16 protein-coding genes are annotated in these 12,680 nt (G+C 30.7%); 4 read left to right on the top strand and 12 right to left on the bottom strand.

Annotation, left to right across the window (positions count from 1 at the left end; translation table 11 throughout):
* Positions 1 to 1,614: flagellin (locus AVANS14531_RS08820; protein WP_442862410.1), on the top strand; the 1,614-nt coding region annotated here is incomplete at its 5' end.
* A gap of 578 nt (positions 1,615 to 2,192) precedes the next feature.
* On the opposite strand, the gene AVANS14531_RS08815 is transcribed toward AVANS14531_RS08820, so the two are convergent.
* From AVANS14531_RS08815 to ureG, 9 genes are all read right to left on the bottom strand, one after another.
* Positions 2,193 to 2,369 carry a hypothetical protein gene (locus AVANS14531_RS08815; protein WP_336612120.1) on the bottom strand — a complete coding sequence of 59 codons (177 nt, stop codon included), beginning with the start codon at positions 2,367 to 2,369 and terminating at the stop codon, positions 2,193 to 2,195.
* Positions 2,370 to 2,496: 127 nt separating this feature from the next.
* Positions 2,497 to 3,039, bottom strand: coding sequence for a hypothetical protein (locus AVANS14531_RS08810; protein ID WP_336612119.1), 543 nt, complete (start codon positions 3,037 to 3,039; stop codon positions 2,497 to 2,499).
* Between the two features lie 79 nt (positions 3,040 to 3,118).
* Entirely contained in the window at positions 3,119 to 3,802 is a 684-nt protein-coding gene (locus AVANS14531_RS08805) for an urease accessory protein UreF (protein WP_239817521.1), read from the bottom strand.
* The gene (locus AVANS14531_RS08800) at positions 3,802 to 4,242 is read right to left on the bottom strand and encodes an urease accessory protein UreE (protein ID WP_239817520.1); all 441 of its coding nucleotides are present in this window, start codon (positions 4,240 to 4,242) and stop codon (positions 3,802 to 3,804) included. The genes AVANS14531_RS08805 and AVANS14531_RS08800 overlap by 1 nt, the downstream gene beginning before the upstream one ends.
* Positions 4,243 to 4,250: 8 nt before the next feature.
* The gene (ureC, locus tag AVANS14531_RS08795; protein WP_239817519.1) at positions 4,251 to 5,960 is read right to left on the bottom strand and encodes an urease subunit alpha; all 1,710 of its coding nucleotides are present in this window, start codon (positions 5,958 to 5,960) and stop codon (positions 4,251 to 4,253) included.
* Positions 5,961 to 5,970: 10 nt separating this feature from the next.
* A complete protein-coding gene (locus AVANS14531_RS08790; protein WP_239817518.1) occupies positions 5,971 to 6,282 on the bottom strand; it encodes an urease subunit beta in 312 nt (103 codons plus the stop codon).
* Between the two features lie 10 nt (positions 6,283 to 6,292).
* Positions 6,293 to 6,595, bottom strand: coding sequence for an urease subunit gamma (locus AVANS14531_RS08785; RefSeq protein ID WP_239817517.1), 303 nt, complete (start codon positions 6,593 to 6,595; stop codon positions 6,293 to 6,295).
* Between the two features lie 30 nt (positions 6,596 to 6,625).
* Entirely contained in the window at positions 6,626 to 7,363 is a 738-nt protein-coding gene (locus tag AVANS14531_RS08780) for an urease accessory protein UreD (RefSeq protein ID WP_239817516.1), read from the bottom strand.
* Positions 7,360 to 7,971 carry an urease accessory protein UreG gene (gene ureG, locus AVANS14531_RS08775; protein WP_239817515.1) on the bottom strand — a complete coding sequence of 204 codons (612 nt, stop codon included), beginning with the start codon at positions 7,969 to 7,971 and terminating at the stop codon, positions 7,360 to 7,362. The genes AVANS14531_RS08780 and ureG overlap by 4 nt, the downstream gene beginning before the upstream one ends.
* A 327-nt stretch (positions 7,972 to 8,298) precedes the next feature.
* Here ureG and AVANS14531_RS08770 point away from each other — a divergent pair, with 327 nt between their 5' ends.
* Positions 8,299 to 9,366, top strand: a complete 1,068-nt coding sequence (locus tag AVANS14531_RS08770; RefSeq protein ID WP_239817514.1) for a DMT family transporter — start codon at positions 8,299 to 8,301, stop codon at positions 9,364 to 9,366.
* A 32-nt stretch (positions 9,367 to 9,398) separates the two neighbouring features.
* Here AVANS14531_RS08770 and AVANS14531_RS08765 read toward each other — a convergent pair whose 3' ends face one another.
* Positions 9,399 to 9,878 (bottom strand): hypothetical protein, encoded by a 480-nt coding sequence (locus AVANS14531_RS08765; RefSeq protein WP_336612118.1) that lies wholly within the window; start codon positions 9,876 to 9,878, stop codon positions 9,399 to 9,401.
* Between the two features lie 36 nt (positions 9,879 to 9,914).
* Here AVANS14531_RS08765 and AVANS14531_RS08760 point away from each other — a divergent pair, with 36 nt between their 5' ends.
* Both AVANS14531_RS08760 and AVANS14531_RS08755 read left to right on the top strand, forming a co-directional pair.
* Positions 9,915 to 10,520, top strand: coding sequence for a YigZ family protein (locus AVANS14531_RS08760; protein WP_336612117.1), 606 nt, complete (start codon positions 9,915 to 9,917; stop codon positions 10,518 to 10,520).
* Between the two features lie 2 nt (positions 10,521 to 10,522).
* Positions 10,523 to 10,897, top strand: coding sequence for a hypothetical protein (locus tag AVANS14531_RS08755; RefSeq protein ID WP_336612116.1), 375 nt, complete (start codon positions 10,523 to 10,525; stop codon positions 10,895 to 10,897).
* A 436-nt stretch (positions 10,898 to 11,333) separates the two neighbouring features.
* On the opposite strand, the gene AVANS14531_RS08750 is transcribed toward AVANS14531_RS08755, so the two are convergent.
* Both AVANS14531_RS08750 and AVANS14531_RS08745 read right to left on the bottom strand, forming a co-directional pair.
* Positions 11,334 to 11,930, bottom strand: coding sequence for a peroxiredoxin (locus tag AVANS14531_RS08750; RefSeq protein WP_239817510.1), 597 nt, complete (start codon positions 11,928 to 11,930; stop codon positions 11,334 to 11,336).
* Positions 11,931 to 12,090: 160 nt separating this feature from the next.
* Positions 12,091 to 12,612: a hypothetical protein gene (locus AVANS14531_RS08745; protein ID WP_336612115.1), complete on the bottom strand. Its 522-nt coding sequence runs from the start codon at positions 12,610 to 12,612 to the stop codon at positions 12,091 to 12,093.
* Between the last annotated feature and the right edge of the window lie 68 nt (positions 12,613 to 12,680).

Genomic DNA, 12,680 nt, shown 5'->3' with positions numbered 1-12,680 from the left:
AGGGCGGCGGATTTGGCTAATTTAGGAAATAATGATGGTAAAATTAGCCTTACATTTAAGAACGTAGATGGCATAAACGATGTTACATTAGAGCCGGTTCAGATAGCTGCAAATATTAATACTGATGCAGCAACAGGTAAAACAACATTTGATATTAAAGCAGGTATGGGTCTTGGAGCTTTAGCTGAAGCTGTAAATAAGGTTACTGATAAAACAGGAATTAAGGCTAGTGTTACAGCTCAAAGTGTGTTCGCGCAACCTATTAAAGAAGGTTCAACTACTGAAGATTTTACAATTAACGGTGTAAAAATTGGTAAGATTGAAGTTAAAGAAAAAGACGGAAACGGTGCACTTAGAGCAGCTATTAACTCAGTTAAAGATCAAACAGGGGTTGAAGCTTCTGTAGATAGTAATGGTAGATTAGTACTTGCTAATAGAGATGGTAGAGGAATTAAGGTAGAAGATGGTCCGGCTACTTATGGCAAAGAGGCTGCTGCTGCAATGAACCCGGCATCTACTAGAACAGATACTGTTAAAATTGGTGGTCAAGATGTACAATTCACTACCGGTGTTCCTGGACAACTACAGGCAACTGCAGGTGGTGCTCTAAACGTTCCTACAGATCCTGCAGTTAATACCAATACAGGTTCTGGATTGGTAAAAGAGCTTAGTCAAGCTGGCGTTATAGATGCTATTAAACAAAATGCTGCAGATGCATTTTTAGATGATGTAACTGTTGATCAAAATACCGGTGCTATTACTTTTGGTGGTGCCTTAACAGCTGCAGCTGGTTTAACTACAACAGATACGGGTGGTTTTACAACAACTAAAACTTCTATTGATGAAATAATTAATGAGCTAAAAGGACAGTTGGCTAATAAAAAGAATACTTACGAAACAGCGTTAAAAAGCGATAGAACAGTTGGAAATGACGCTGATGATGGCTCTACAGAAGTAACTGCTGTAGTTGCTGCAGCTGAAGATGTAGCCAAATTTGAAGGTTACCTAAAAGCAGCTACTGATTTAAGAAATTCATTTGGTATGAAACATACTTCAGGTTTAACTGAAGAAAATTCGGTAAATCTAGGTAGATTAAGCCTAAGCTCTACAAGTGGTAAGGATATTCAAGTAGTAGCTCATGCAGGTGCTGCTGATATGACAAGCGCTATTGGATTTGATAAAAATGTAAGCGAAGCGACTGTAAGCTTAAGAGAGACAAACTCGACGATCACAAGAGAGCAAGCAGATGCAATGGGCTTTAATACTGAAGAGTGGCAAGCTACTGATGCAGGAGATAATAAGAACGGCTATGCTGCAGGTGTTATGACATTAAAAGGTGCTCAAGCTATGATGAATATTGCTGAGAATGCTCAAAAAGCTCTTGAAGCAATTCGTTCAGACCTTGGTTCTGTTCAAAACCAACTTGTTTCAACTGTAAATAATATTTCAGTTACTCAAGTAAACGTTAAAGCTGCTGAAAGCAATATCCGTGATGTTGACTTTGCAGAAGAAAGTGCTACATTTAGTAAGCACCAAATACTAGCTCAATCAGGTGTTTATGCAATGAGCCAAGCTAACGCTGTTCAACAAAACGTAATGAGATTGTTACAGTAGTAATAATTAAAATAATATTTAAAGGTGCTACTCTTAGCACCTTTTTACTTCTTAAAACTATTTCAAACTCTAAAATCTAATTAGAATCAAAAATTAAAATAAATAATAATCCTTACTTATTCGCTATCATTATTATTAAAAATTAATCACTTATGATTGATTTTTAATAATAGTCTTGTGAGTGGTAAATTAAATAATATGATAAATTCAAATTCCTATTTCAAATTCTTTTTATTTGTTTTTAACCACTCTTGAGACTATTATTACAAACTAGCAAATAAATTGCTAGTTTGTAATAATAATGCGAGTGAATAGGTAGGAATTGTTTTTATTTTAATTAGATTTTAGAATTTGAAATAGTTTTAAGAAGTAAAAATGTGCTAAGAATAGTGCTTTTATGGTTTTTACAATAAATAATCCTAACTTGTTTTTAAATACTTAATTCCTAATTCAAATTCTTTGAAATTTTCTTGGAATTTGAAATAGGAATTTAAATATTTATATTATTTGCTTAGTAATCTAAAACTAAGATTTTAAAAATTTATGCATAATTTAGCAAAAGTTTAAATACCAAATTCCTATTTTGTGTTAGTGTCGGGCTTGTTTTTTATTAAATATGCTTCTTCTTTGTCAAATTCAACCATTAAATAATTATTACATTTACTGATATTATCTGATAAATTTAAATTATCTTGACACATTTGTATATATATTTTTTTACCTACATTAGATAATACTTTTATATTTTGCAACAAAATATGATTGCCTTTTTTAATATATTGATGATTGCTTGCTTTTATATCTACAATATCTTTAATAAAACTATCTTGTTTAACTACTAATGTCGCAATATTATTACCTAATCCAGCAGCTCTTAATGTGCTAAAATCTGTACTTAAAAATATTACAATACTTATTAATGATATAAAATAATCTTAAGAGAAATAAATCTTTTTTTGAAGTGAGTTTAAGTAAGTATTTAAAGGCAATAAAAATTATAATAGTTGCATAATAAATAGCACAAAATATAATAAATTTACTAACCGTATTGATAGAATATGTAAATAATAAAACTCCAATAAATGCTAGATAAAAAGTAAAAAATATAGTGAAGCTTTTTATAATTTTACCCTTGATGTCTTTATCAAAAAATATAAAAAACTCAAATGGAAGATAGAGAAAAACTACATACACAAAAGCATAAAATAAGTTTGAAAATCCAAATAATAAAAATTGCTCAAAAGACATATCAGGTTGATATTTTAAATCAAGAATATAAACTTTTGTATAAACACAAGTTGAGCATAAAACTAAAATTAACAATAATAGTTGGTTTAAATTTAAAGAAAAAGTTTGAAAAAAATCTTTTATAGTTGATTCTTGTTTAAAATCATTTTCTTTATTGGTTAAATTATTATTTTGCATTCGCTGTCCTTAGATAAATAGTGAAAATTTAAAAGAATTTGAAATAGGAATTAAAGCTTATAAAAATAAGCTTTAATAATTAACTCATAAATAATCTAAAATCAAGTTTTTCGTGAGCTAGCATAGCAAGGTCAAGCTCTTGATGAGTAGCAAATAAATGAGTGTTTTCTGTGTAATTTAAACTAAAATATCCGTGTTTTAAAACATCTTTTGCAATTTCTTCTGCTTTTTTTGCAGCTTTGTTTGCTAAATCTATGTTTGTATGTAGCAATTCGCTTGATTTTTTGTAAGATAGCGGAATAGCTCTTGTAGCGTTTTGGGTTAAAGTCTTAATGCTTGCATAAGCAAACTCACTTAACTTATCTTCACATAAAACACTAAAAGCTACTGCAAGATTACAAAATTCATCTTTTTCGCAAGCTTTATAATACCAACTTGCTAAATCATTATGCATAAACTCGGTATTTTTTAATGTTGCTCTTGCCATACTTATTGAACCTGCACGGCATTCAGCACTAGCAATAGAAGCATTTGCAGCTTTTGCTAATTTTAAAAGACTTAGTTTTTTATCCTTTAAGCTACAAGCCATTGCATAAACAGCACCTTCGCCAGTAGCAAAAATATTTAACATATAATTTTCTAACCATTTTTGATAACTTGAAGCGTCTTTTATAACGCCCCAAGAAATATAACTTTCAAGCCCAAAACTATGCGAATAAGCACCATTTGCAAAGGCACTATCAAATAAAAATTGACCTAGCATTAGTGGTGGTGACTCGCGTGTTTTAATGCATGACGCAATACTTTTTGAGTTTTCTCATAATCTATATGATTATCATCAAGCCATTCAGCAATTAAATAATCATCTTCAACTATCATAAAACCATCTTCAAAAACAGCCGGCATATGTCTATTACCGATAGAATGAGCCACAAAACCCATTTGCATAATATCTTTAGGCTTAATTAAAATTACATTTTGTGGTAGGCACTCTACCACAAAAATCTTTTCATCATTTTCTGCTAAAACATCACCATTATGAAAATGACCGCCATCTAGACTAACGCCAATTTCTACTCCGCTATCGCTAACTAAACGCAAAATATGCTTTAGTCTATCATCAGGAGCAACTTTTACATTATCTATTGCTTTACCTTTTGTATCGTAGTTACTTATGTTGCCTAGTATGGTTTTTACTATCATTTTTTCTCCTAGAATAAGTAATATCTTTGTGTTAATGGTAATTCACTAGCTGGTTCGCTGTAAGCTACTTCGCCATCAACTTTAACTACATAAGTTTGTGGATCTACTTCAATTTTTGGAGTTGCATTGTTTAGTTTCATATCAGCTTTTTTCACTTTTGATGCGCCTTTTACAGGTAATACAATTTTCTTTAAGCCGTATTCGCTAGGAACATTAGCATCAATTGCTACCTTACTCATAAATGTAAAGCTTGTGTTATGAACAGCTGAACCATAACCACCATACATATATCTATGGAATACTGGTTGTGGAGTAGGAATTGATGCGTTTGCATCACCCATTACTGAATATACACAAAATCCTGATTTAAGAACCATTAATGGCTTTGTTCCAAATGTTTTTGGATCCCAGATAACTAAGTCAGCATATTTACCAACTTCAACGCTACCTACATACTCATCAATACCTGTTACTATGCAAGGGTTGATTGTATATTTTGCTACATAGCGCTTAATACGATTGTTATCATCATATTCGCTATCGCCTTCTAGTGGTCCTCTTTGAGCTTTCATTTTGTGAGCTGTTTGCCATGTTCTAGTTACAACTTCGCCGATTCTTCCCATTGCTTGAGAGTCACTACTCATTACTGAGAATACGCCCATATCGTGAAGAACGTCTTCAGCACCGATAGTTTCTTTTCTAATACGGCTATCTGCAAATGCTACGTCTTCTTTAACATGCTTGCTTAAGTGGTGGCATACCATAAGCATATCTAAGTGTTCTTCAATAGTATTTACAGTAAATGGCATTGTTGGGTTAGTTGATGATGGAAGTATATTTTGCTCTCCTGCAACTTTAATAATATCAGGAGCGTGTCCTCCACCAGCACCTTCTGCGTGGAATGCGTGGATTGTTCTGCCTGCTACTGCTTCAATAGTATCATCTACTGAACCATATTCGTTTAATGTATCAGTATGGAATGCTACTGTAACATCAGCAATTTCAGCAGCTTTTAAAGCATTGTCAATTGCACTTCTAGTTGTTCCCCAGTCTTCGTGGATTTTAAAACCAGCAGCACCTGCTCTTAATTGCTCTAAGTTTACTTCAACATTTGAGCCATGGCCTTTAGCATAAACACCTACGTTAAGTGGCATATCATCCATACCTTTTAACATATGCTTAATATTAAATATACCTGGTGTGCAAGTTGTAGCTTTTGAACCATCGTTTGGACCTGTTCCACCACCAAACATAGTTGTAAGTCCATTGCTTAAAGCTTCATGAGCTTGCTCAGGGTTGATTAAGTGAATGTGCATATCAGCTCCACCTGCAGTTACGATTAAGCCTTCACCAGCAAGTGCTTCTGTACCAACACCAGTAACAAAATCAACACCATCAGTAATATCAGGGTTACCACCTTTACCAATAGCGTGGATTTTACCATTTTTAATACCGATATCAGCTTTATAAATTCCTGTATAGTCAATTATTAAAGCGTTTGTAATAATTAAATCAACAACATCTTTATCTAAAAATCTTGAGTTTTGACCCATACCATCACGAAGTGTTTTACCACCACCGAATTTGCACTCTTCTCCATATATTGTGTAGTCTTTTTCAACTTTTGCAAAAAGATTTGTATCAGCAAGTCTTATGCTATCTCCAGTAGTTGGTCCAAAATGTGTTGCGTAATCTTGTCTACTAATTTTAAAGCTCATTTATTTCTCCTTACTTGTCTAATTTACCATTAATTTTGCAGTTTTGTCCCCATACTTCACGACTACCTGCTAAATCTATTAATTTAACTGTTAGCTCAACACCTGGCTCAAAACGAACAGCTGTTCCACTGATAATATCTAAACGCTTACCACGAGCTTTTTCTCTATCAAATTCTAAAGCCTTATTAACTTCATAAAAATGAAAATGTGAACCTATTTGAACAGGTCTATCTCCAGTATTTTTTACTACTAATTCTATCGCTTCACGACCTTCATTGCATACGATGTCGCCTTTAGCAAATATAATTTCACCTATTTTCATAAAAATCTCCTTAGTTAATTGGGTTATGTATGGTTACTAATTTAGTTCCATCTTTAAAAGTAGCTTCCATTTGAACTTCAACTACTAAATCAGCTACACCTTCCATTACTTGGTCTTTGCGTAAAACATTTCTTCCTTCGTTCATAAGTTCGCTTACGCTCTTACCAGCTCTTGCACCTTCCATAACGAAATCGCTAATAATAGCAATTGCCTCTGGTCTATTTAACTTAATACCATTTTCTAAACGCTTACGCGCAACTACTGCTGCATAACTTAGCAAGAGTCTTTCTTTTTCTCTTGGTGTTAATGTCATATTTTTCTCCTTTGATTGAAATTGATTAATTTATCTAGTTGATGTTAAAGTCATATTTGACTTAGTTAAAAAGCTATTTTTTATACTATTAATATATTTAATAGCTTCACCATTGTTATCTGATAAAATGCGAATTATAGTAACCCCATTAACCTTACTTGCGTGCGCTTTGATATTAGACTTATGCAAAGTTTCAAATTCCACATCCCCAACCATTATCACATTATAAAAATATTCATGTTTATATAAAGATTGTAAATCATCTTTACTTTCATAGCAAAACACATCATTTAAAACTAGTTTTGAATCAATGTAAAGTCTAAGATACATATTAGCTCTAAAATTACCTTCGGCATATCCTAAAAATCCGCCATCTAAAAAGAATAATTTTGAGTCTTTATCTAAAAATATTGTATTTTTACTTGTGAAGTTAGAGTTAGGATAGAAAATATTAGCATCATTATGAAATACAAAACTTGAATTTCCTTTAAGATTAATTTTTGTATTTACTCTTGAACTACCTTTGTATATTTTTTGGCTTGATTGTGAGCTAATAACAGCTTTTGCATCTTCTAATGTAAAGCTTTGATCATACTTATCGCCTTCTAATAAACCACCGCCTAGTGTGCTAATATAAGCAAAAAATTCGCTATCTTCATCAGGGCAATCCACACCATAATTAACTGGAACCCTTAATAATTTTAGCATTCCATATTGGTAATGTTCTACTAACTTATTTTTAATAAGTTTTATATTTAAAACATTCACCCTAAGCCTTTAAGAAGACAATTTTTCTCAATCCAGTTAATAACACTTTCTAAACCTTCATCTTTTTTAAGGTTTGTAAAGAAAAATTCTTTATCTTTTCTAAAGTGCATTGTGTCATTCTTCATAACCTCTAAATTAGCGCCAACATAAGGAGCTAAATCGGTTTTATTGATTATGAATAAATCAGATTTAATCATTCCCGCACCAGCTTTGCGTGGGATTTTTTCACCTTGAGCAACGTCAATTACATAAATGCTAAAATTTACTAAATCAGGACTAAATGTAGCAGCTAAATTATCCCCGCCACTTTCTAAAAATAATAAATCTAGATTAAATTTCTTTTGAAGTTCTAAAAGTGCCGCTTCGTTCATAGAAGCATCTTCTCTAATTGCAGTATGAGGGCAACCCCCAGTCTCAACACCTATAATACGATCAGGCGATAAAACGCTATTTTTTGCTAAAAATAAAGCATCTTCTTTAGTGTAAATATCGTTTGTTACAACACCTATTTCGTAATTTTTACTCATCGCCCTTACTAATCTTTCAATAAGCAAGGTTTTACCAGCTCCAACAGGACCTCCGACACCTATAATTACAGGTTTTTTCATAACAATCCTTTAAAAAATAAATTAATTGTCTTTTTAGTGTAGTTCCTTGTAGCTTAAAAATAGCTTAATTGTTTGAAATTTAAAAGCATTATATAAATAATTTATTTAATATTTATTAATAAATATATATAAAAACTTTAATTTTTTTAATATTTAAAATAATTTATATAAATATAATATAAATTTAAATTAAAAAAGTAAAAAATAACAAATTATTTATAAAGTTTAAGATTATTTTAATTTTATTGAACTTACAATTAAGTCAATGAATTTTCATTTTATTTAAATTTGAAAATCATTTAAAACATTTTTCACTAGGAGAACATCATGAATGATGATTTAAGGGGAAATGCCACGGCTATGACGTATGTCATATTCTTGACTGGTATTTTATTTCTTTCTTTTACTGCACCATGGCAAAAGTTATCAAACTTTGACCCAGCAACAGGTGCTTTTATGCGTTGCTTGATAGGAACTATCTGCCTTATTCCTTTTGCTATGATGGAAGCTAAAAAAATCGGTAAGCTTACAAAAAAAGGTGTTTGGCTATCTATTTTAGCTGGACTTGTTTTAGGTATTGACTTTACTGCTTGGAACTACTCAATTTTCTTTGTTGGTTCAGGTATTGCTTCAATTCTTTTAAATATTCAAGTAATTATGCTACCTGCGTTAGCATTTATTACAGATAGAGAAAGAATTCCGTTTAGTTACTACTTCATTGCACCTATAATGCTTGCTGGTGTTATCTTAGCTGGTGGTGCGTTAGAGAATGGTATCGTTGATCCAAATGGACCACAAGTAGTATTTGGAACAGGTATTATGGCTGTTGGAACAATCTGCGGTCTTACTTCAGGATTTTGCTATGGTATTTACCTATTCGCAAGTAGAAGAGCGGGAAGAATTGGAAATGGTCAAGTTGTTCAACCTATCTTAATTTCAAGTGCGGCTCAACTTGTAGCTCCAACTATATGGGCATTTATTATCACAGGTAATGGTTTTATTTTTGATCAAGGCGTTATGGTTGATACCGCTTTAGGTATTAAAGCTATGCATTTAGACCAAACAAAAATTGAAGCTTTAACAAGTGTATTTGATAATGTTGCCGTGGGTGATCCTATCACTACAACTAACTGGCTTTGGATGATAGTTTTAGGAACTGCAGGTCAAGCTGCTGCTTGGACATTTGCTCAACATGGTTCTGTTAAGTTAAACCCAACTTTAGGTGCTGGTTTATTAATCCTAAGCCCAATCGCTACTGTTGCACTTATCGGACCTATTATGTTTGGTGAGAGCTCATCTATGCTACAAAAAGTGGGTGTTGTAATGGCACTTCTAGCTGTTGCTTATCAAAACGGCTTAATTACTGCTTTAATGAATAAAATTAAAGGCAAGTAATTTTTAAAATCTTCCTATTAATATAGGAAGATTTATTCACATTCTTTACTAATACTTAAATCATATTCACAAGCTATATTTATATAAGCTTTCTTTTCATCACCTTTTAGCTCATTTGCTTCATCTAAAAATAATTTAGCGCTCAAATATTTCACTGCGTTATTTTGTAAAACTTCATTATTTTTACAACCATCGTTAAGTAGTTCGCATTTTTTATAAGAATAATTAGCTAAAGCACACAGCATAGGCTCATCTTCATTACAAGCTTTTGCATATAACTCATAGGCTTTTTTATAATTTTGTTTTTCTAAGGCCTTGCTAGCATCTTTTGTAATAGAAGAATTTGAATTAGAGTTTGCGACACTTAAAGTAGATTTTCCTATTTTATAAATTGCTTTTATTGGCAAAGTTACCGCAGCTATTACAATATCACTAGCCAAAGACGCAACACCAGTAATTACAGAACTACAACCTAAAAAAACAAATGCAAGTAAAGTAAAAATTATTTTCATATTCAATCCTTTAATAAAAAACGCTAATATTAATAAATGAAAGTTTTAAAATCACCTTGTTTTGATAGTTTTGAAGTAAAAGGCTCAAAATTTTTATGTTTTTTTGAACCACTTAGTATAAATGAGAATGTTCGCACTAGACAAGAAGAACTAAGAGCCGAGCATTTTAAATGCGTTCATGTAGTATATGCAAGTAGAGTATTAAACGAATTCGGGCAAATCGTAGAAAATCAAAGCGATGATGGAGAGCCAAAAGGAAGTAGTGGAGCACCTGCACTTAATGTATTAAGGGGAGCTAATATAGTTAATGCTGTTTGCTATGTTGTAAGATATTTTGGTGGCACATTGCTTGGGGTCGGTGGGCTTGTAAGGGCTTATTCAAATGCTGTAAATCTAGGAATTAACAAAGCTTATGAGTTTGATTTGTTGATTGATTATGTAAAAAAAGAAAGCTTTTTTTTAGACTTAGAGTATTCTCAAGTAAATAAAATTAGTTATATTTTGGATAAATTAGAGATTAAATATAATAAAGAATTTGGAATAAATGTAAGATTTATTTTAGAACTTAGTGAAAGCGAAAAAGAAAATCTTGAAAAAGAATTAAGCGAATCAATGCTTAAGCTAAAAGAATATAAGGGATAAACATGAAAAAATATATAATAGTTTGTGGTTTATTATTTTTAAGTGCTTGTGGAAACGAAGATATTAAAAATAGTGTAAAAACTTGTATGAATGATATTGCTACAAAACCAAATGAAGCTATATTTGATAAATGTTTTTATTATGAAAACGAGTTTCAAAGACAATTAAGTATAAATTTTGAAAATATTTTGCCAAAATTATTTGATAATTACGGCGGAATTAATGATATAGAAGTTGAAATTTTAAATAAAAATGAAAAAAGTGCAAAAGTTCAAATAATTACAAAATTTAAAAACGGCTTTGTAAAAAGCGAAAAAAGAAATATGATAAAGTTTGACAAAATTTGGAAAATGTCAGCTGAAATCATAAAAGACTAATTCCTATTTCAAATTCCACAAAACTTTCAAAGAATTTGAAGTAGGAATTTCAATTTTCTAAATTAAAGCATATTATTTAGAAGATTTAATCATACTTGATTTTAAATTAGTAGTTATAGCGTAATTGCTTTAGTTAAGTTAATTGTAATATTTAAAATTAAAATAATTTCATAAAATTCTAACCACAACTATCAACAATCTTTTAAAATAAGAAAGTTTATTTCTAATCGCAAACAAGTATAAAGTAAGATAAGCACTCTTCTTAAAAACAAACCTTTCAATATTCAAATTCCTATTTCAAATTCCATAAAAATTTCAAAGAATTTGAAATAGGAATTTGACTTAACAAAACACTACAAATAATATTTATATAAATGAAAAATTTTGAAAATATTTAGAAGTTTTATAATAGCTAGGGAAAGCCCCTAGCATAAAATTATAGTTTATCGCTGTTGTTAGCTAGATAATCAGCTACGCCTTTTGGATCAGCTTTCATTGCTTTATCGCCTTTGTTCCAACCAGCTGGGCAAACTTCGCCATGCTCGTTTGTAAATAGCATTGTATCAACCATTCTTACCATTTCATCAATGTTTCTTCCTAGTGGTAGGTCGTTGATTACTGCGTGGCGAACTGTTCCGTCTTTATCTAATAAGAATGAGCCTCTTAGTGCTACTGCTTCATCAAATAATACATCAAAACCACGAGCGATTTCTTTTGTTAAGTCTGCTACAAGTGGAAATTGAACATTACCGATACCGCCTTGATTTACTGGAGTGTTTTTCCATGCAAAGTGGCAAAACTCGTTATCACCGCTAATACCGATTACGTTAATTCCTCTTTCTTGAAAATCTTTAAATCTTTTATCAAATGCAATAATTTCACTTGGGCATACGAATGTAAAATCTTTTGGATAAAAGAATACTACTGTTCCGTTTTTACCCATATTTTTATATAGGTTGAAATTATTATCTATTGTATTGTTTCCTAATACAGCTGGAGCTGTAAAATCAGGTGCTTTTTTTGTAACTAACATTTTGTTTCTCCTTATTAATAATTTTTATTAGTAGAGAAATTATAAACATAAAAGTTAATCATTTTGTAAATAACACTAAAATTATCCTAAAAAATTTTATAAATATTTTAAAGATTTGAAGTTTTAGTATTTTACCTACCTTATTTTGGTAGGTAAATTCTTATTCAGCAGCTTTTTCTTCTAATTTTTTTAATTTATTTTTTGCTTTCTTTTCTTCTTTGCTGATTTTTTCATTTGCTTTGTGTTCTAATTTATTAGAATCTTTTTTTAATTCTTCTTTGAAATCTTTTTTAGCATTTTCTTTGTTTAGTTTTTTATCTAATTTCTTTTCTTCTTTTTCTTTCTTAGCTTTGATTTTTTCTAAATCTTGCTTATGTTTGTTTTCAATTTTTTCTTTTTTTTCATTTATTTTTTCTTGTTTTTTTGCAAGTTTTTTGCTTTCATAATCGTATTTTGTATCAGCTTTAATAGTTTTTAATTTTTCATTATCTATTTTGCCATCTACACAATTTTTGCTAATTTCACTTTTTTGTTTTTTAAGATAATCAAGTCTTTCAGGGTTTTCTTTCTTTTGATTTTGAACTTTTACAATTTGCTCATCTAATTTTTGTAAAACCTTATCACAGCTAGTAGCCGCAAACATTGAACTCGCTAGAGTTAAACTTAAAAGTATTTTTTTCATAATTTTCCTTTAAAATAAATTAGAAAAAAATTATAAAAATATTTAATAAATAATTAGAAACTCCCCCA

Source organism: Campylobacter sp. Cr9 (assembly GCF_020138295.1).
GTDB lineage: Bacteria > Campylobacterota > Campylobacteria > Campylobacterales > Campylobacteraceae > Campylobacter_E.
Note: the sequence above shows the minus strand (reverse complement) of the source record. Positions and strands in the feature narration are given on the sequence as shown.